The 18905-nt window shown below is 72.2% G+C and carries 18 protein-coding genes; 8 read left to right on the top strand and 10 right to left on the bottom strand.

The annotated features are described in order from the left end of the window. Nucleotides 1–10: 10 nt before the first annotated feature. Nucleotides 11–625 carry a response regulator transcription factor gene (locus tag ACFY04_RS12910; RefSeq protein ID WP_389116234.1) on the bottom strand — a complete coding sequence of 205 codons (615 nt, stop codon included), beginning with the start codon at nucleotides 623–625 and terminating at the stop codon, nucleotides 11–13. Between the two features lie 378 nt (nucleotides 626–1003). On the opposite strand from ACFY04_RS12910, the gene ACFY04_RS12905 reads away from it, so the two are divergent. After that, nucleotides 1004–1411, top strand: a complete 408-nt coding sequence (locus ACFY04_RS12905) for a YciI family protein (RefSeq protein WP_389116233.1) — start codon at nucleotides 1004–1006, stop codon at nucleotides 1409–1411. Between the two features lie 8 nt (nucleotides 1412–1419). After that, nucleotides 1420–2568 carry an RNA polymerase sigma factor gene (locus tag ACFY04_RS12900; protein WP_389116536.1) on the top strand — a complete coding sequence of 383 codons (1149 nt, stop codon included), beginning with the start codon at nucleotides 1420–1422 and terminating at the stop codon, nucleotides 2566–2568. A 51-nt stretch (nucleotides 2569–2619) separates the two neighbouring features. Here ACFY04_RS12900 and ACFY04_RS12895 read toward each other — a convergent pair whose 3' ends face one another. The 4 genes from ACFY04_RS12895 to ACFY04_RS12880 form a co-directional block, all read right to left on the bottom strand. Continuing rightward, the gene (locus tag ACFY04_RS12895) at nucleotides 2620–2838 is read right to left on the bottom strand and encodes a hypothetical protein (protein WP_389116231.1); all 219 of its coding nucleotides are present in this window, start codon (nucleotides 2836–2838) and stop codon (nucleotides 2620–2622) included. 114 nt (nucleotides 2839–2952) lie between these two features. Continuing rightward, the gene (locus ACFY04_RS12890) at nucleotides 2953–3801 is read right to left on the bottom strand and encodes an alpha/beta fold hydrolase (RefSeq protein ID WP_389116230.1); all 849 of its coding nucleotides are present in this window, start codon (nucleotides 3799–3801) and stop codon (nucleotides 2953–2955) included. Then, nucleotides 3801–4238, bottom strand: a complete 438-nt coding sequence (locus tag ACFY04_RS12885; RefSeq protein ID WP_389116229.1) for a DUF2809 domain-containing protein — start codon at nucleotides 4236–4238, stop codon at nucleotides 3801–3803. Before ACFY04_RS12885 ends, ACFY04_RS12890 begins: the two co-directional genes overlap by 1 nt. Nucleotides 4239–4298: 60 nt before the next feature. Beyond that, the gene (locus ACFY04_RS12880; RefSeq protein WP_389116227.1) at nucleotides 4299–5363 is read right to left on the bottom strand and encodes an alkene reductase; all 1065 of its coding nucleotides are present in this window, start codon (nucleotides 5361–5363) and stop codon (nucleotides 4299–4301) included. Nucleotides 5364–5518: 155 nt separating this feature from the next. Between ACFY04_RS12880 and ACFY04_RS12875 the strand changes: the two genes are divergently transcribed. The 6 genes from ACFY04_RS12875 (at nucleotide 5519) to ACFY04_RS12850 (ending at nucleotide 13889) form a co-directional block, all read left to right on the top strand. After that, the gene (locus ACFY04_RS12875) at nucleotides 5519–6061 is read left to right on the top strand and encodes a MarR family winged helix-turn-helix transcriptional regulator (RefSeq protein WP_389116226.1); all 543 of its coding nucleotides are present in this window, start codon (nucleotides 5519–5521) and stop codon (nucleotides 6059–6061) included. A 160-nt stretch (nucleotides 6062–6221) separates the two neighbouring features. After that, nucleotides 6222–6536: a three-helix bundle dimerization domain-containing protein gene (locus tag ACFY04_RS12870; RefSeq protein WP_389116225.1), complete on the top strand. Its 315-nt coding sequence runs from the start codon at nucleotides 6222–6224 to the stop codon at nucleotides 6534–6536. Between the two features lie 31 nt (nucleotides 6537–6567). After that, the gene (locus ACFY04_RS12865; protein WP_389116223.1) at nucleotides 6568–7539 is read left to right on the top strand and encodes a polyphosphate kinase 2 family protein; all 972 of its coding nucleotides are present in this window, start codon (nucleotides 6568–6570) and stop codon (nucleotides 7537–7539) included. Nucleotides 7540–7602: 63 nt separating this feature from the next. Then, nucleotides 7603–10347 (top strand): cation-translocating P-type ATPase, encoded by a 2745-nt coding sequence (locus ACFY04_RS12860; RefSeq protein WP_389116222.1) that lies wholly within the window; start codon nucleotides 7603–7605, stop codon nucleotides 10345–10347. Between the two features lie 13 nt (nucleotides 10348–10360). Continuing rightward, entirely contained in the window at nucleotides 10361–12136 is a 1776-nt protein-coding gene (locus ACFY04_RS12855) for a SulP family inorganic anion transporter (RefSeq protein WP_389116221.1), read from the top strand. A 61-nt stretch (nucleotides 12137–12197) separates the two neighbouring features. Further along, complete coding sequence (locus tag ACFY04_RS12850) at nucleotides 12198–13889, top strand: alpha/beta hydrolase (protein WP_389116220.1); 1692 nt, start codon at nucleotides 12198–12200, stop codon at nucleotides 13887–13889. A gap of 17 nt (nucleotides 13890–13906) precedes the next feature. On the opposite strand, the gene ACFY04_RS12845 is transcribed toward ACFY04_RS12850, so the two are convergent. The 5 genes from ACFY04_RS12845 to ACFY04_RS12825 all read right to left on the bottom strand — a co-directional run bounded on the left by ACFY04_RS12845 (nucleotide 13907) and on the right by ACFY04_RS12825 (nucleotide 18905). Continuing rightward, nucleotides 13907–14653: a CPBP family intramembrane glutamic endopeptidase gene (locus ACFY04_RS12845; protein WP_389116219.1), complete on the bottom strand. Its 747-nt coding sequence runs from the start codon at nucleotides 14651–14653 to the stop codon at nucleotides 13907–13909. Between the two features lie 160 nt (nucleotides 14654–14813). Continuing rightward, entirely contained in the window at nucleotides 14814–15323 is a 510-nt protein-coding gene (locus ACFY04_RS12840; RefSeq protein ID WP_389116217.1) for a nucleoside deaminase, read from the bottom strand. Between the two features lie 141 nt (nucleotides 15324–15464). Then, nucleotides 15465–15617, bottom strand: a complete 153-nt coding sequence (locus ACFY04_RS12835; protein WP_389116216.1) for a hypothetical protein — start codon at nucleotides 15615–15617, stop codon at nucleotides 15465–15467. A gap of 289 nt (nucleotides 15618–15906) precedes the next feature. Continuing rightward, complete coding sequence (locus ACFY04_RS12830) at nucleotides 15907–16890, bottom strand: hypothetical protein (protein WP_389116215.1); 984 nt, start codon at nucleotides 16888–16890, stop codon at nucleotides 15907–15909. Then, nucleotides 16887–18905 carry a ferritin-like domain-containing protein gene (locus ACFY04_RS12825; protein WP_389116213.1) on the bottom strand — a complete coding sequence of 673 codons (2019 nt, stop codon included), beginning with the start codon at nucleotides 18903–18905 and terminating at the stop codon, nucleotides 16887–16889. The genes ACFY04_RS12830 and ACFY04_RS12825 overlap by 4 nt, the downstream gene beginning before the upstream one ends.

Genomic DNA, 18905 nt, shown 5'->3' with positions numbered 1-18905 from the left:
GGCCGGCGGCTCAGACCCAGCCGGCCCGCCGGGATATCCGGATGGCATCGATCAGGTTGCGGGCGCCGGTCTTGCGGGTCACGGCGGCCATGTAGTTGCGTACGGTTCCGCTGGCGAGGTGCAGGGCGCGGGCTATCTCCGCGATCGAGTCGCCCTCGGCGGCGCGGGCCAGCACACTCAGCTCGCGCGGGCTGAGCGGCATGGGGTCGGCTTCCATGAAGGCCGAGGCGAGCGTGGCGTCGATGAAGCGTTCTCCTGCCGCGACCTTCCCGATGGCCCGGACCAGCCGGGCGGGCGAGCCGTCCTTGTCCACGTAGCCCAGCGCCTGGGTCCGGAACGCGCGCTGCAGCGAGCCGGGCAGGTCGGCCCGGGCGAGCACGAGCAGGGGTGTGGGTGTGGGCGAGTGGGGCAGCAGGCGCGCGGCTCCCGCGTCCGCGAGGAGGGCGGCCGAGACCCCCGGACAGTCGAGGTCCACGACCACCACGTCGGGTCGTAAGTATTCGGCCTGGCGCGCGGCGGCGCGCCAGCCGGCCGAGGTGACGTCGAAGTCGCCTTCGGATCTCAGCAGCGCAGCCAGGGCGGACCTCACGAGGCATACGCCGTGCAGCACCAGGACCTTGGTCATCGGGGTTCCCCTCACGAGACGATCGATCAGCATCAAGCGGCTGCCCAGCTACCGCCGTGAGGGAACGTCACGGCGGGAGGCGTGCGGGGGCGCGTGGCCTGAGCCGGGCGCTCCGCGCGTTCCACCCCCGCGCGACCGGTGGCCCTCCCACCTCGGCGGGCGTCCGGAAAGCGCCGCGGAACCCCTCGGGAGCCGGAGATCCGGACGGGCTGATTCCGCGTGCATTCGGCGGGATCAGCCCCGGCCCGGGTCCGCTCACACGGGCTCGTCCATACGTGTCGAAAGAACTTCGGAGGGGATGTCGAGAACCCGTGGCCGGCTCCGTCCCAGGGGTGAACGCGACCACAATGGGTCGTACCAGGACCGAGGAGAAGCATCATGGCCAAGTACCTGCTGCTCAAGCACTACCGCGGCGCCCCGGCAGCGGTCAACGACGTGCCGATGGACCGGTGGACGCCCGAGGAGATCTCGGCGCACATCCAGTACATGTACGACTTCGCGGCCCGGCTCGAAGGGACCGGTGAATTCGTCGACGGTCAGGCGCTCGCCCCCGAGGGGACCTTCGTCCGGTACGACGGGGAGCGGCGCCCGCCGGTCACCGACGGCCCGTTCCCGGAGACCAAGGACCTGATCGCCGGCTGGATGGTGATCGACGTCGACAGCTACGAGCGCGCGGTCGAACTGGCCGGAGAGCTGTCGGCCGCCCCCGGGGCGGGCGGGAAGCCGATCCACGAGTGGCTCGAGCTGCGCCCGTTCCTGACCGCGCCGCCCACCATCACGGAATGACCTCACCGATGAACGAGGCCCTGCTCAGGAGCCTCACGCCGAGCGTTCTCGGGATCCTCGTCCGCCGCGGAGCCGACTTCGCGGCGGCCGAGGACGCCGTCCAGGAAGCGCTGATCGAGGCGGTCCGCACCTGGCCCGCCGACCCTCCGCGGGACCCGAAGGGCTGGCTGGTCACCGTGGCCTGGCGCCGGTTCCTCGACGCGACCCGGGCGGACACCGCCCGGCGCCGGCGTGAGGACCTGGTGGACGAGGAGCCGCCGCCCGGGCCGGCGCCCGCGGTGGACGACACGCTCCAGCTGTACTTCCTGTGCGCCCACCCGTCGCTGACGCCGTCGTCCGCGGTGGCGCTCACGCTGCGCGCCGTCGGCGGGCTCACCACCCGCCAGATCGCCCAGGCCTACCTCGTGCCCGAGGCGACCATGGCGCAGCGCATCAGCCGGGCCAAGCGCACCGTCTCCGGCGTACGGTTCGGCCGTCCCGGCGATGTCGCCACGGTGCTGCGCGTCCTCTACCTGGTTTTCAACGAGGGCTACTCCGGCGACGTCGACCTCGCCGCCGAGGCCATCCGGCTCACCCGGCAGCTCGCGGCCCGGGTCGACCACCCCGAGGTGGCCGGGCTGCTCGCCCTCATGCTGATCCACCACGCCCGGCGCGCCGCCCGGACCGCGCCCGACGGCAGTCTGGTGCCGCTCGCCGAGCAGGACCGCGGCCGGTGGGACACCGGGTCGATCGCCGAGGGCGTACGGATCCTGCAGGCGGCCCTCGCCCGCGACCGGCTGGGCGAGTTCCAGGCCCAGGCGGCCATCGCGGCGCTCCACGCCGACGCGCCCACCGCCGAGCAGACCGACTGGGTGCAGATCGTCGAGTGGTACGACGAGCTCGTGCTCCTGACCGACAGCCCGGTCGTGCGGCTCAACCGCGCGGTGGCCGTCGGCGAGGCCGACGGGCCGCGCGCCGGACTGGCGGCGCTCGCGGCGCTGGACGACGCGCTGCCCCGCCACACCGCGGTGGCGGCGTACCTCCACGAGCGCGACGGCGACGTGGTGACGGCGGCGCGGCTGTACGCCGAGGCGGCCCGGAAGGCGCCCAACCTCGCCGAGCGCGATCACCTGACGCGCCGGGCCGCCCGGCTCAACAGCGCTCGCCGGTCCCGCTGACAGGCGCCGCTCGCCCGAGCCGTACGGAGTGCCACCGCACCGCCCGGCGGTTCAGGGCGCCGTGGGGGCGACGGCCGGCGTGTTCCCTCTCGTGGGCGTGGGTTCCGGCGCGAACGGCCCGGCCCGGTTGCTCATCAGGATCAGCATCGTCGCGGCGAAGACCAGGCTGATGACGATCAGGGACAGCCCGACGGGGTTGTCGGGGTTGCAGTAGTACCGGTTCGTCCCCCACGTGCTCCGCTTGAAGACCGGTTCATCGTCGTGGGGCACGTCCGACCTCCCTGGTCGGGCCCGCCGGCCACGGCGAGTCGGCGGCGCCGGTGGTGGAACTGCTCCTCGATTCTGCCCTGTTGACCGGGTGCGGGCGGCGGGCCGGAGCCGGGGTCACCACGTCCGGCCGTCGACCAGGGCGGCCAGCCGGTCGGGGGCCTCCTCCACCACGAGGTGTCCGGCCCCTGGCAGTACCCGCAGTTCGACGCCCAGCGTGCGGGTCACCGCCCGGCCGAGCCGCCTCGGCGGGAGAAACACGTCGCGCTCCCCGGTGAAGACCGTGCGGAGCACCGGCTCCGCCGGCAGGTCCGCCGTGCCGGGCGCCCCGCTGGAGCGGGAGTGCCGGCCCACCAGCGTCATCCACTCCACCAGCCGTTCCCTGGGCTCGTGGCCGGGGGCGAGCATGGCCCGCAGGAGCCTGGCGCTGCTCCTGGGGGCAGGCCGCAGGAACCATGCGGCGGAAGCGGCCAGCAGGCCAGGAGGCAGGCGCAGCCCGGTCAGGCCACCGGGAGAGACGAGAACGAGGCGTTCGATGTGCCTGGACGCGCTCGACAGGGCGATGGCGGCGCCGAAGGAGTGGCCCAGCACCACCACCGGGCCGGGCGAGGTCTTGTCGATCACCTCGTCCAGCCATGTGCCGTACCAGGACAACCGGCCCCCGGCGAGGTTCCGGTCACCGGAGCTGAGGCCCGGCTGTCCCGGGACGTCCGGCAGCGACACACGGTGTCCGACGGCGACGAGAGCCGTGGCCAGGGGCAGCGAGGCGGCCGCGTTGAAGTTGGTCCCCGGGACGAACACGACCGTGGTGCCACCGGTACCGGCGGACACGACATGGGTCTGCGCTCCGTTGGCGCCCACCACGGTCCGTTCGTGCGGTACGTCCCATCCGTCGAGCTGTTCGCCGCACCAGCGCCGGATGAGTTCCCGGCCCGCCGCGCTGCGATAGATCGAGTCCGACGCCATCAGGACGGCCTCCGATCGGCCGTCCCGGACGGCCCGAGCGCGGTGTGGAGGAGCCACCCCGCTGCCGCGCCGGCCACGTACCAGAACAGGTCGGGTGGGTTGAAGGTGGAACCGAGGACCAGGCGGGCCACGGCGCTGTGCCGGGAGAGCTCCGCGGGTACGGCGGTCAGCTGGAGGAACTCGACGGCCCAGCTGGCGGCCAGCGCGGTCCCGGCCGCCCGCAGGGGCGTCAGCCGGGGCGCGACCAGGACGACGAGGGTCAGCAGCAGGACGGTGTACAGAGCGTCTCCCCCGTACTTCGCCGTGCTCCCCGCCGCGACGGCCCGCAGTCCCAGCCCCGCGCCCACGGTCACCACCGCGGCCCCGGCCGCCACCAGCCGGGTCCGCCTGAGGCCGGGGGCGGCGGCGCTGTCACGGCATCGGGGTATGGGATTCACGGGGCCATACTGCCGGAGCCCTCCGGGCGGACCGACGCCCGCCCGGGCGGGCGGGCCCCGCTAGCGGGTCGGGTAGTCCGTGTAGCCGCGTGCGTCGCCCCCGAAGAAGGTGGCGGGGTCAGGGGTGTTGTACGGGCCTTCGGTGCGCAGGCGCTCCGGCAGGTCCGGGTTGGCCAGGAAGAGGGCTCCGAAGGCGAGGAGGTCGGCGACGCCGTCCTCGATCAGCGTGAGGGCGCGGTGGTCGGTGGGACCGTCGGTCGCCGGGTTCAGCACGAACGGTCCGGAGAACTGCTTGCGCAGGGCGAGGGTGGCCTCCCGCGCCTCGGGGGCGTGCTCCAGGACGTGGAGGTAGGCCAGGCCGAGTCCGTCGATCTCCTTGACCAGGGCCTCGTAGACGGGCTGCGGGTCGGGCTCGGAGATGTCGTTGTACGTGTTGCCGGGCGAGACGCGCAGTGCCGTGCGCTCGGCGCCGATGGCGGCGGCCACCGCCTTGACCACCTCCACCGCGAAGCGGATCCGGTTCTCCGTGGAGCCGCCCCACTCGTCGGTGCGCAGGTTCGAGCCGGGGGCCAGGAACTGGTGGATCAGGTATCCGTTGGCCCCGTGCAGCTCCACCCCGTCGAAGCCGGCCTCGACCGCGTTGCGGGCGGCCTGCGCGTAGTCGGCGATGGTCTGCCGTACTTCGGCCCCGGTCAGCTCGTGCGGGGTGACGAAGTCCTTCATGCCGTCGCCGGCGAACAGCTGGCCCTGGGCGGCCACCGCCGACGGGGCCACGGGGACGAGGCCGTCGGGCAGCAGCGTCGGATGGCCGATGCGGCCGGAGTGCATCAGCTGGGCGAAGATCCGACCGCCCGCCGCGTGCACGGAGTCGGTGACCTCGCGCCAGGCCGCGACCTGCTCGGCGCTGTGCAGGCCGGGGGTGAAGGGGTAGCCCTGTCCGACGACGGAGGGCTGGATCCCCTCGGTGATGATCAGACCGGCGGATGCGCGCTGGGTGTAGTACTCGGCGACGAGGCTGGTCGCGATGCCGCCCTGACCTGCGCGGCTGCGGGTCATCGGGGCGAGGGCGATCCGGTTGGAGAGGGTGGCGCCGGCCACGTGGACCGGTTCGAAGGCGCTGGTCATTTCTGCCCCACAAAGATAGTTGGTCGGCCAATGATTGGCTGCGAGATGCAGCGTACCTCATTACTTGGCCGACCAAGATAAAATGGGGGCGGACGGTAGAATCCACCTGGGGGATCTGCCGGAGATCTGCCGGACCGACCAGGAGGAGCGCTTCCATGACCGCGGAATCCGTACAGGAGCCGCGCTCCGCCGCGCAGTGCGCGGCGGTGCCGAGTGCGGTGCTGGACGGGCCGGTGAGTCATGCGATCAGCCGGGTCTCCCGGCTCCACCGGATCGCGGCGGGCCGGGTCCTGCGGGACCTGGGGCTGCACCCGGGGCAGGAGTTCCTGATGATGCACCTCTGGGACAGCGGGGCCGTGCGCCAGTCCGAGCTGATCAAGGCGGTCGGCCTCGACCCCTCGACGGTCACCAAGATGCTGCAGCGCCTGGAGCTCTCCGGCCACGTGCGGCGCCGCCCGGACCCCTCGGACCGGCGGGCCTCCCTGGTCGAGGCGACGGACGCCAGCTGCGGACTCCTGGTCGAGGTCCGCAGGGCATGGGGCGAACTGGAACGCCAGACCCTGGACGGCCTCGACGCCGCCGAACGCGCCGAACTGGCCCGCCTCCTGGGCAAGGTCGAAGCCACCTTGTGCACGGAGGTCGCCCGCGGCGCCGGTGCGGAGTGCGAGGCCGCCTACAAGAGCCCGGGCGGCTGCTAGGCCGTCTCCTTCGGGCCTTGCCGAGCCCAGCCGTACCAGCCGCCTTCTCGCATCCGCGCACCCAGTGGGCGATCTTGTCCCGTTTGGCAGAGAATCGCCTTGAAGCACACCCTCACCCGATGTCGGCATGCGCGGACCGGCGGTCCGAAGGTCGTGGGATATGGCAGCTGCAACGCTCCAGGGCGCGGAACGGACCGGGACCTCCCCCGCCATGGAAGATCCCGGGGCGCGGACAACGGAAGAGTGGGCACCCACCCCGGAGGAACTCGCCTCCGTCCGGACCACCGTGGCCCGGCTACGGGCGGCCTACCCCTCGGTCGACGCGGACACCGTCGAGGCGACGGTCGAGGCCGCGTACGACTCGTTCCGCCAGGCCAGGGTCAGGAAGTACGTCCCGATCCTCGCCGAACGCCGGTCCCGCAAGGCGCTCGCCGCCGCCGGGAGCACCCCGGACGCGGTGGGGGACGGGCCGTGACCGCCGTGGGCCGGGGAAGGGACGAGCGCTGATGTCCGACGAGAGAGCCGAACGCATCGCGGACTTCATCGAGCCGCTACGGGTGCGACCGGGGTCGAAGGTGCGTCTGGAACGGGACTTCGATCCCCGCTACAAGGCCGGCATGAAGAAGCGGGAGGGGACCGAACTGCTGCGGACCGGGGTGTCGCTGCTCGCCGAGTACCAGGAGCGGCTGGCCGCCCAGAACACGTACGGCGTGGTGCTCGCCCTCCAGGCGCTCGACGCGGGGGGCAAGGACGGGACGATCCGCCATGTGATGAGCGGCGTCAACCCCCAGGGCGTACGGGTCAGCAGCTTCAAGGTGCCCTCCTCCGAGGAACTCGACCACGACTACCTGTGGCGCTACGCCCGGCGGCTGCCCGCACGCGGCGAGATCGCCATCTTCAACCGCTCGCACTACGAGGAGGTCCTCGTCGTACGGGTCCACCCCGAGGTCCTCCTGCGGCAGAAGCTGCCGGAGGACGTACTCGGGCCGGACATCTGGGACCGGCGCTACCGGGAGATCAACCGCTGGGAGCACTACCTCACGGACAACGGGTTCAAGGTGGTGAAGATCTTCCTGAACCTGTCCCAGGAGGAGCAGCGCACCCGCTTCCTGAAGCGGATCGACCTGCCGGAGAAGAACTGGAAGTTCTCCGCCGCCGACGTCCGCGAGCGGCGCCGGTGGGACGAGTACCAGCACGCGTTCTCCGAGATGCTGTCGGCCACGAGCACGAAGTGGGCGCCGTGGTACGTCGTGCCGGCGGACCGGAAGTGGTTCGCACGGATCTGCGCGGCGGCCGTCCTCGCGCACACCCTGATGGACATCGATCCGCAGTACCCCGATGTGGGCGAGGAGGCCCGCAAGGATCTCCTCGTCACGAAGCGGAGCCTGGAGCGGGAGGCCCCGGCCGGCGCCCCGGCCGATCCGTACGCCGCCCGGCACGGCAAGCCGAGGAGCAAGCCGAAGAAGAAGCGTGGCTAGCGGCCCTCGGACGGCGCGCGGCCGGCCCGGACGCGTCCGCGGCCCCGGATCGGAGGCACAACCATGACGGTGCGGTCGGATTCCGCTGCGGAACAGCCCGGGGCTGCCGGGGACGGCTGGTACGCGCGCTCCCCCGAGGAGGTCGTGGCGGCGTTCGGTGTCGATCCCGCGGCCGGCCTGTCCGCGGCGCGGGCCGCGGAACTCCTGGCCGCGCACGGCCCCAACGCCCTGCCCGAGGAGCAGCGGACGCCGGCCTGGCACCGCTTCCTCGTCCAGTACCGCAGTTACATGCAGATCGTCCTGGTGGCCGCGGCGATCGTCTCCCTGGTCATCCAGGAGTGGACCACCGCGATCCTGCTGATCGTTCTGACGCTGCTGAACGCGGTCGTGGGCCTGCGCCAGGAGGGCAAGGCCGAGAGCGCCATGAACGCGCTGAAGTCGATGATGAAGGCGACAGCCCGGGTGCGCAGGGACTGCAGGGAGGCCGAGATCCCCGCCGAACAGCTGGTCGACGGTGATGTCGTGCTCATCTCCGCCGGGGACCAGGTGCCGGCGGACGGACGTCTCATCGAGGCCAGCGCCCTGCAGATCGACGAGTCGGCGCTGACCGGTGAGAGCGTTCCCGCCGCGAAGGAGACCGGCCCGCTGCAGGGCAGCCGGCTGTCGCCCGGCGACCAGACCAACACGGCGTTCATGAACACCCCGGTCACCCACGGCAGCGGCGTCATGATCGTCACCGCGACGGGCGCGGACACCGAGCTCGGCAAGATCTCCGGAATGCTGTCGGCCACCGAGAGGGAAGTGCCGCCGCTCACCAAGGAGCTCGACCGGCTGACCCTGTGGATCACGGGGGCGGCGGGCCTCACCATGATCGTGATGTTCGCCCTGGGGCGCCAGCGGGACCAGGCCTGGGACGTCCTCTTCGTCAGCGCCGTCTCACTCGCCATCGCGGCCATCCCCGAGGCCCTGCCGACCGTGACCCAGGCGATCCTGTCCGTCGGGAGCCTGAACCTGGCGAAGCGGAACGCCATCGTCAAGGAACTGCCGTCGGTGGAGACGCTGGCGTTCACCTCGGCGATCAACTCGGACAAGACCGGCACCCTGACGATGAACCAGATGACCGCCGTCGAAGTGCTGAGCCCCACCGACCGGTACACCGTGTCGGGCACGGGCTACGGACTCGCGGGAAAGGTCCACCACGCCGCCGGGTCCGCCGCGGGGATCGAGGACGCGATCCTGCCGTACGTGGTGGCCAGCGACGCCAAGCTGGTGGGCGGCGAGGTGGTGGGCGATCCGACCGAGGGGGCGCTGCTGGTGCTCGCGCACAAGGCCGGCCTGGACACCGACGCCACCAGGGACGCCCTCCCCCGGCTCGCCACCCTGCCGTTCGACCCCGAGTACAAACTGATGGCCACCTTCCACTCGGCGGTCGACGCCTCCGGGCGGCAGGTCGTGCGCTGCTTCGTCAAAGGAGCGGCCCCCGCGGTGATGGCGCGTGCCGCCACCGCGCTCGCGGCGGGCGAGACCGTCCCGTGGGACGCCGATCTGCTCCGCCGGGCCGAGGAGCAGAGCGAGCGGATGGGCGGCGAGGGGCGGCGGGTGATGGCCGCGGCCATGCGCGACCTGGACCCGGACGGCTTCGATCCGGAGGGCGATCTGCTCGCCTACGTCACCGGGCTGCGGATGACCAGTCTCGTCGGCATGGCCGATCCGCCCCGTGAGGAGGCCAAGGCCGCGGTGGCCGACGCGCAGGCGGCGCACATCCGGGTCCGCCTGGTCACCGGGGACGACGTCACCACCGGGGCGGCGATCGCCCGGCAGATCGGGATCCCCGGCGAGGCCGTTCTCGGCTCCGATTTCGCCGCCATGAGCGAGGAGGAGCAGCTCGCCCGCATCGAGGGGATCGGTGTGGTGGGGCGGGTCGCCCCGGAGCACAAGGTGCTGCTCGCGAACACGCTGAAGAAGAAGGGCGAGGTCGTGGCGATGACCGGGGACGGCGTCAACGACGCTCCCGCCATCAAGGCCGCCGACATCGGTATCGCCATGGGCAGCGGCACAGACGTGGCCAAGAACGCCGGACGCATGATCCTCTCCGACGACAACTTCGCCACCATCGTCTACGCCGTCGAGCAGGGCCGGACGATCTACGACAACCTCACCAAGTACATCCGGTTCGTCCTGCTCCTGCTGGTCACGTTCGTGCTGACGTTCCTCGGGGCCACCGTCTTCAACATCGCCGCCGGTGAGCCGTTCACCCCGCCGCAGGTGCTGTGGATCCACTTCGTCGTCAACGCCTCGTTCGGCTTCGCGCTCGGCTTCGACCGGGAGAGCGCCGGACTCATGCGGCGCCGGCCGCGCCCGCGCGGAGAATCGGTGCTCACCCGTCCCGTGCTGGTCACGGTCGGGCTCGGCGGGCTGGCGATCACCATCCTCCTGCTCGGACTGATCACGCTCGGCGAAAGGCACTTCGACGACGTCGAGATCGGCCGGTCGATCGCGTTCACGGCCTTCTCCCTCTGCCTGATCGTGGCGGCGTTCGAATGCCGCAGCGAGACGGATTCCGTGCTGACGACGTCCACGTTCGACAGCAGGCAGATGAACTGGGTCGCCCTGGCACAGTTCGTGCTCGCCGTGCTGGTGACCCAGATGGACGGCTTCCAGCGTGTCCTCGGGACGACCGAGATCGACGCGCGGCAGTTCGGCTGGGCACTGCTGGCCGCCGTCGCACTCCTGCTCGTATGGGAACTCGGCAAGCTCGTGGCCCGCCGGTCGAGGACCGCCCCGAGGGCCGCTTCGAGGACCGCGTGAGGAAGGCCGTTCCGTGACCACCCGGCACGACGGCCACGGGGTGCTCTCCCGCTTCCGGACGGTTCCCGGGATCCGCGCGGTGTCGTCCTACCGGCGCGAGTGGCTGCCCAAGGACCTGGTCGCGGGAGTCGTCCTGACCACGCTGCTGGTGCCGCAGGGCATGGCCTACGCCGAGCTGGCGGGCCTGCCGGCCATCACCGGCCTGTACACGACGATCCTCTGCATGCTCGGGTACGCGGTGTTCGGGCCGTCCCGGATCCTGGTACTGGGCCCGGACTCCTCGCTGGGTCCGATGATCGCCGCCACCGTGCTGCCCCTGGTGGCGGCCGACGGGGATCCCGACCGGGCCGTCGCACTCGCGTCGATGCTCGCGGTCATGGTGGCGGCCATCATGATCCTGGCCTCGGTGGCGAAGCTCGGCTTCATCGCCGACCTGATCTCCAAACCGACGATGATCGGCTACATGAACGGCCTGGCCCTGACCATTCTCATCGGCCAGCTCCCCAAGCTGCTCGGCTTCAAGGTCGAGGCGGACAACCTGATCGGCGAGTGCGCCGGCCTCGTGCGGATGATCGCCGACGGAGCGGTGGTACCGGCCGCCGCCGCCGTGGGCCTCGGCGGAATCGCCCTGATCCTGGTCCTGCAGCGCTTCCTGCCGAAGGTGCCCGCGGTGCTCGTGATGGTGGTCATGGCGATCGCCGCGGCCGCCGTCTTCCACCTGGACGAGCACGGCGTGGGCCTGGTCGGGGTACTGCCCGAGGGCTTCCCGCCGTTCACCATCCCCGAGGTGCAGCTCGCCGACCTCGCGCCGCTGCTCGGCGGTGCGCTGGGCATCGCCCTGGTGTCGCTGGCCGACACGATCTCCAACGCGTCCGCCTTCGCGGCCCGCACCGGCCAGGAGGTCCGCGGCAACCAGGAGATGGCGGGCGTCGGTGCGGCCAACCTCGCGGCCGCCCTCTTCCAGGGCTTCCCCGTCAGCAGCAGCGGCTCCCGGACGGCGGTGGCGGAGCGGGCGGGAGCCCGGAGCCAGCTCACCGGGGTCGTCGGGGCGGCGCTCATCGTCCTCATGCTCGTGGTGGCTCCGGGTCTGTTCCGCAACCTCCCCCAGCCGGCCCTCGCGGCCGTGGTCATCACCGCGTCGCTGTCCCTTGCCGACATCCCGGGGGCCGTCCGGCTCTGGCAGCAGCGCCGGGCGGAGTTCCTGCTCTGCTTCGCGGCCTTCGCCGGCGTGGCCCTGCTCGGCGTGCTGCCCGGCATCGCCATCGCCGTGGCCCTGTCCGTACTCAACGTCTTCCGGCGCGCCTGGTGGCCGTACGACACCGTGCTGGGGCGGGTCCGGGGCCTGGAGGGCTACCACGACACCCGCTCGTACCCGCACGCCGAGCACCTGCCGGGCCTGGTGATCTACCGGTTCGACGCCCCGCTCATCTTCGCCAACGCCAAGACGTTCCGGGACGAGATCAGGCGGCTGGCCGGGGCGGACCCGCGGCCGAGCTGGATCGTCGTCGCGGCGGAGCCGATGACGGACGTGGACACCACCGCCGCCGACATCCTGGAGGAGCTCGACGAGGCGCTCAACGCGGACGGTGTGCACCTCGTGTTCGCCGAGCTCAAGGACCCGGTGCGGCGGAAGATCGAGCGGTACGAGCTCACCCGGACCATCGACCCCCGGCACTTCTTCCCCACCGTGGAGGCCGCCGTCGCCGCCTACCGGCTGCGCACCGGAGCGCAGTGGACCTCACCGGGCCCCGACGGGACCGCCGGTCTCCCGCCCACCGGCCCGAAATGACGGCCCGCGCCCCGGATGGCACGACCGACGGGGCCAGGGGACCATGACCGTGGAGGACGCCATGAGCCATGACCCGCCAGTACCTCCCGCGCCCGAACCTCCCGCACAGGACAGACCGGCGCACGAACGCCGTTGGCCCCGCCTGACGCTGCCCGGCTGCTGGGGCGCGCTCCTCCTGGCCTGCCTGTCCTTCACCCCGTCACTGCTCCCCCGTGGCGGCGTACTCCAGGGACTGATCTGCGGCATCAGCGCGGCCATCGGCTACGGGCTGGGCCTGATCGCGGCGTACGTGTGGCGCGCCTTCGCCGACCGGGACGCGCGCAGCCCCTCCCGCCGGTCGTGGCTCGTCCTGATCGTCGGTGCGGTCGTGCTCTTCGGCGTCTCCTTCGGGCTCGGCCAGTACTGGCAGCACGGGATCCGCCGGCTCATGGCGGTCACCGACTACAACGCCCTCGCCACCGTCGCCTGCCCCTTCGTCGCCGCGCTCGTCTTCCTGCTCCTGCTCCTGGCCGGGCGGGGGCTCCGGGCCCTGTACCACCGGGCCGCCGACCTGCTCGGGCGCTGGATCGGCAGGCGCGCGGCGCGGGTGGTCGGCTGGCTCCTGGTGGCGGGCCTGGCGTGGGCCGCGTTCTCCGGGCTGCTGCTGAACGGCTTCGTGAACGCGTCCAACGAGGCCTTCTCGCTGCGTGACACGGAGACCCCCGAAGGCGTGCACCAGCCCACGTCGGCGCTGCGCTCGGGCGGGCCCGGCTCGCTGGTGCCGTGGGACTCGCTGGGCCGGGAGGGCCGGGCGTTCGCCGACGGAGGACCGTCGGCCCAGGAGATCGGCGCGTTCACCCACCGTACGGCGCAGGAGCCCATCCGCGCCTACGCCGGGCTGGAGACCTCCGACGACACGGAGACCCGGGCGGCCCGGGCGGTCGCGGACCTCGAACGGGCGGGCGGCTTCACCCGCGAGAACCTGCTCGTGATGACGACCACGGGCAGCGGCTGGGTCGATCCCGCCGCTGTGGACTCGTACGAGTACCTGGGCAACGGCGACACGGCCAGCGTGGCGATCCAGTACTCGTACCTGCCGTCGTGGATGTCGTACCTGGTGGACCAGTCCAAGGCGCGCGAGGCCGGCCGCGATCTCTTCGACGCGGTCTACGACAAATGGTCCAAGCTGCCCCAGGACCAGCGCCCGCGCCTGTTCGTGGCGGGTGAGAGCCTGGGGTCGTTCGGCGGTGAGACGGCCTTCAGCGGGGAGGCGGACCTGCGCAACCGCACCGCCGGCACCGTGTTCGCCGGCCCGCCCAACTTCAACACGCTGTTCCGCGAGTTCAGCGACCACCGCGACGCGGGCAGTCCCGAGATCGAACCCGTCTACCGGGAGGGGCGGACCGTCCGGTTCACCGACGACCCGGCCACCGGGACCCCTCCGGCGGACCGGCCGTGGGACGGCCCGCGGGTGCTCTACCTCATGCACCCGTCCGACCCGATCGTCTGGTGGAGCCCGAGTCTGGCGCTCACCGAGCCCGACTGGATCGGAGAGCGGCCCGGCTCCGACGTGCTCGAATCCATGGTCTGGATTCCGTTCGTGACCTTCTGGCAGGTCACCGCCGACCTGCCGTTCTCGACCGGCGTACCGGACGGCCACGGCCACACGTACAAGGCCGCGTACGTCGACGCCTGGAACGGCATCATGCGGCCCGGCGGATTCACCGCGCAGGACCTGAACGGGCTGAAGGACATCGTCTCGCCGCAGAACTGAGCCCACCCCGCCGCCGGTCAGCGCAGCAGGTACCCGAAGAGGTAGCCGAGGGCGTTGACCGCCCAGTGCAGGCCCATGGGAGCCAGCAGGCTGCCGCTGCGGCGGCGCAGTTCGCAGAAGAGGACGCCGGCCGACGCCGTGAACAGCACGGCCCCCAGCACCGCCAGCACGGCCCCGAGCCCGGAGTCGCCGACGACCGAGTTCACGGCCGGTTTCGCGGTCGCCAGGTGCAGCGACGGCAGCACGTGCCACAGCCCGAACAGCAGACTCGACACGGCGGTCGCCCAGACCGGCCCGCGGACCCGGTCCACGAGGCCGTAGAGCACGCCACGGAAGGCGATCTCCTCCACCAGGACCGTGCCGACGGGCACCAGCACGAACACGCGGAGCATCACGTCGCCCCCGTCCATCGCGTCGTACCGCCGGTCCTCGAACAGCCCCCTGGTGACCGGCAGCAGGGCCCCGGCCAGGTAGACGACGCCGACCAGCCCGATCAGGACCAGCGCCCAGCGGGCACCGCGGGCCAGCGTGCCCCGGGCCAGACCCGCGTCCGCGAGGGTGCCGCCGGCCCAGCGGAGCACACCGAGCAGCAGGCAGCTGACCACGACCGCCGTGACCAGGCCCCACAGGCCCGTCCGGCGGTGCAGGGCCAGGTTGGCGGCGGCGAGGACGGCCACCGTGACTCCCACGGCCGCCCAGGTACCGATGCGTCGCGGGAGCCGGGGGTGTCGCCGCCCGGCGTCATCGGCGGTGCTGCGGGGCATGAGAACCCACCTCGGTCCCGGTCATGACGACAGGTCGGTCGGCCTCATCTTGCACCGTCACCGCGGAACTCGACGGCCGCAACCCCGGCTCGCCGACGCACGGTGGACCGGGCGGCGGACGACGCTGTCGATCCGGCGCCCGGCTCGCGGAGTGTCGGCCTCAGTAGTCGATGCGGTCGGTCTTGGCCACCCACGCGTCGAACGGCGCCGTACGGTGGGGCAGGTCCAGGCGCTCGATCACCAACGGCCACTTCGACGCGGGCTGCTTTTCGAACAGGTCGTAGAACTTGCGGTCGTCGAAACCGGCCACCGCGGCGTCGTCCCGGTCGGCGGCGAAGACGATCCGGTCGACGCGCGCCCACAGCGCCGAGGAAAGGCACATCGGACACGGTTCGCACGAGGTCACCAGGACGCAGCCTTCGAGTGAGAAGGTGTCCAGCTCCTTGCAGGCGGCACGGATCGCGCTCACCTCGGCGTGGGCGGTCGGGTCCAGGGTGGAGGTGACCTGGTTGTTCCCGATCGCCACGATCTCGCCGCCCTTGGCGACCAGGGCGCCGAACGGCCCGCCGCCGTTCGCCACGCTGTTCGTGGCCAGTCTGATCGCCTCGTCCAGCCAGGTGCGCTTGAGGTCCTGGATGTTCGCTTCTTGGGTGTGCGCGGTCACGGTCACTCCTTGGGAGACGGTGGGGGATTTTCCCTGGTGTTCTGCCCGTGCGGGACAGGCACCAGGGGCGACAGGTGGATCTCGCGGGGGCCGCTTCGGGGCCGGTGTCCGGGGATCGGCGCGGTCGGCGGTACCCGCGGGAGTTCGCTACGGCCGGACGCCGGCGATGTGCTCCGGTGCGACCGGCGCGCGGGACAGGTCCGCCCCCGGCGCGCTGCGGACGGCGAGTTCCGCGGTGACGGTGACGCCTGGATGGAGCCAGGCCATGGCGAGCAGCCGGACGGACAACGTCTCGCTCAAGGCTCCCTCTCCCCCGCTTCGTTGCATCGTTGCATCGTGTGTGAAGGAGTACACAGGTAACCGGGCGCAGTCAGGCAGGGACGGAAGACATGAAAACGTACGCTGGCTGAAACCTACTCTTCGTGCAGATCTACAAAGCCCGTTCCCAGGGCGTGCCATGACCTCTGGTCAATAGTCCAGCGCACCACCCCGGAAGCGAACCTTCCCGGTGGGCGCGATAGTTGACAGCGGGATCGCGGCCGTACCGGCCGGTGCGGGCAAAGCGGAACGCCCGCGCGCCCCGCGCCGCTCAGCGGCAGGCGTCGATCTCGTGATGCCATGCGGGGGACGGGAAGGCCTGCGGATAGAGCCGGGCGCACGTGGCCAGATGGGCTCGGAAGGCCGTGCGCAGGCGGCCCGCGTAGTGGGCGCACAGGGCCTGCGGGGACGTTCCGGTGGCCGCTGCGTGGATGACCGCCGTGGCCAGGACGGCCGTCCGGAGGGCCTGGGCCGTGCCGGTGCCGCTGAGCGGGTCGTAGCGGATGGCGCCCGCGCCGACCAGGAGCCGCCCGGGGGTGTGCGCGGTCGGGGCGGTCGCCGGGGTGCGGTGGAGGCGGGGGGCGGCCGGCAGCGAGACGGCGGCGGCCGGTGCCCGCAGGAGCCGGGGGGCCAGGGCGGAAGCGGCGAGCAGGCGGCCCAGCAGGTGCTCGGGGTGGGCGGCGGGACCCGGGATCACGGCCTGGAGCAGGGCGCTCCCGTCGCCCAGTGGAGTGAGGTGGAGCCAGGCGAGTTCGGTGCAGGCGAGGCGGGCGGTGGTGTCGTCCTGGCCGGGTGCGAGGGCCGCTTCGCCGGCCAGCAGCCGACGGCGGCCGGCCGTCCACCGGTCGTCGGGGTGGGAGGCGGCCGTGACCGTCCACTGCGGTACGCCGCCTCCCCCGGGTTCCTCGGCGACGGCGTCCGGATGGTGTGCGGCGAGGCGGTCGAGCAGCCGGGCGGCGAGCCGGGCCCCGTCCAGCACCACGGCCGGCGCTCCGATGCGGGGGGCGGCCGGACCGGCACCCCAGCAGGCCCGCCGGTGGGTCAGTTCATGCGTGAAAAGGCCCAGCTCGGCCGGGCTGCCGATGCCCCACAGGGAGTGGAGCAGGGCCAGGGTGGATTCGCCCAGCAGGAGCGGGCGCCGGCCCCCGTCCGGGCGCGGCCGGAGCCGGACCCGGTGGCCCCGCCCGGCGAGGAGCCAGCCGCAGGTGACCTCGGCCAGCCCGGAACCGGCGATCTCGACGTCGGCCCGGCTCATCGCAAGCTGAAGGCGGCGATCAGCGCGTCGGTGTCGGCCTGATGACGGGTCATCATGGCGCGCACCCCGCCGGCGGCGAGGGCGTTGATGCTCTGCCGTACCGTGCCGGAGGCCCGTGCGGCGGCCAGGGCGGCCTGGCCGTCGGCGAGTTCCGGGCCGGGCGCCCGTGCGGGCACCGACTCGGAAGCCGGAGCCGAGGCGGATGCGGGCGTGGACGCGATCGCCTCCTCGCCGACGGGTACGGGCGCCGCGGGGAGCTTGGTGAAGCGGGGTGCGACGCCGCGTGACGCGAGGAGGTGGTTGAGCTCGTGGAGGTTGGACATCGTCCGGCGGGCCTGTTCGATCAGCACCCCGCCCGCGGTGTCGCCCCGTTTCAGTGTGGCCTCCAGGGCGCCCAGCAGCATGGTGTAGTTCAGCGCCGACAGTTCGACCAGCTGGACGTCGAGCGGAGTGCCCGGATCGGTGCTCAGCGGCCGGAGGTAGTCGTCGGGGGAAAGCTCCGCCAGATGCGCCTTGACGGCGGTGAAGCGGCGGTAGTGGTCGTTGCCCTCGTCGATGACGAGCTTGATGAGGTGCGCCAGCCGGTCCGCCTCCGGGAAGAGTTCCGGGCACCGGACGATGGTCTCGTGCAGTTTGACGTACATCCCGTCGATGCCCTGCGGGTCGGCGGTCACCGCGCTGGGGCGCTCCACGGCGATGAACCAGTCCAGCTGTTCGGGCGTGAGCGGCTTCAGCTCGAAGCGCCGGCCCGTCTGGAGCTGGATCACGGTGTCGGGCCGGGGCGGTTCGAGCCGCAGCGGCCGGCCGAGTGTGCCGAGCATCTCGTTGACCCATCTCAGGTGGCGCATCTCGTCCACCGCGACGGAGAACACCTCCGCGGCGGCCGCGTAGATCTTCCGGGTGCGCGCCCCCTCGGGCGTGGCCGGGTCGTGCACGGCCGGGTCGAAGACGGGCGGGGCGTTCAGGGAGTAGTGGGCGTAGAGGTATTCGAGGCAGAGCGCGTGCTCGACGCCGGCGAGGCGTTCCAGCTCCCGGATCACCTTCGCGCGCGTCATCGGCTGGAGGCCGGACCAGTCCGGCAGTTCCATGCTGTCGTCCTCGCGGCCGTTGAGGACGACGGGAAGCACGTTCCAGTTCGCGATCAGGGCCGGGTGGTCGAGCTCCTTGGCGGCCCGGCCCCGGATCGTGGGGATGTCGGGCTCGGGCGGGTTGGTGGTGCGGTCGCGGCGCTGGAAGTTGAGGTTGCGGTGCACGCCGTCGGAGCTGGTGGAGATGTCCGGCTTGGAGGCGGCCCAGTAGTAGCAGCCGCATTCGCGGAAGTCGTACTGCCAGGGCGCGCAGAGACTCCGGGTGAGGTCGCCGGCCTGGTACACGTCGGGGTCGATGACCCCGTCCGGGTCGACGTAGCGGGCCCGGTCGGCAACCAGGATCGCCCATTCCAGTACTCCGTCCGCGTCGAACTGCACCTCGCTCCGGTTGTCCGTCCGCCAGCGGTTGAGGCCGCCGTCCGGTACCCAGAACGCCCCCGGGGAGGTGCTGCCCGGGGTGCGGCCGAGGACGATGGCCACCCGGCCGGGAAGCAGGTCGTGCACCCGCCGCCACAGTTCCAGGCCGGTCCGCTCGGTCGCGTGGAACACGGGCGCGTCCTGCTCCTCCTGGTCCACGGTGGTGCGCCCGCAGACGGCCCACAGGTAGAGCGGCCGCGGGTCCTGCGGCGTTCCCGTGTCCAGGTCGGCGGCGGTGATGCCCTGGTCGGCGGCGACTCCGCCGGTGACGGCCAGCACCCGTGGTCCGCTCGCGTGGTGGAAGTCGACCGTCAGGCCGGGGAAGAACGCCTTCTCCAGGTTGCGCTGGTCGAATTCCAGGCCTGGGAAGCAGTTGTCGACACCGCTCTCCGGGCGGGAGCCGGACGGGTTGCCTCGGACCACGTGGTCGGCCCGAGCCGTGAGATTGCGGGGGAAGATCTTCCCCTCGGGTACGGGGAGGTCGACGCTTCCGGGAGTGGGGGCGTTCAT

Origin of the sequence: Streptomyces sp. NPDC001549, assembly GCF_042894025.1 — a bacterium.
In the GTDB taxonomy this organism is placed as follows: Bacteria; Actinomycetota; Actinomycetes; order Streptomycetales; family Streptomycetaceae; genus Streptomyces; species Streptomyces kutzneri.
Note: the sequence above shows the minus strand (reverse complement) of the source record. Positions and strands in the feature narration are given on the sequence as shown.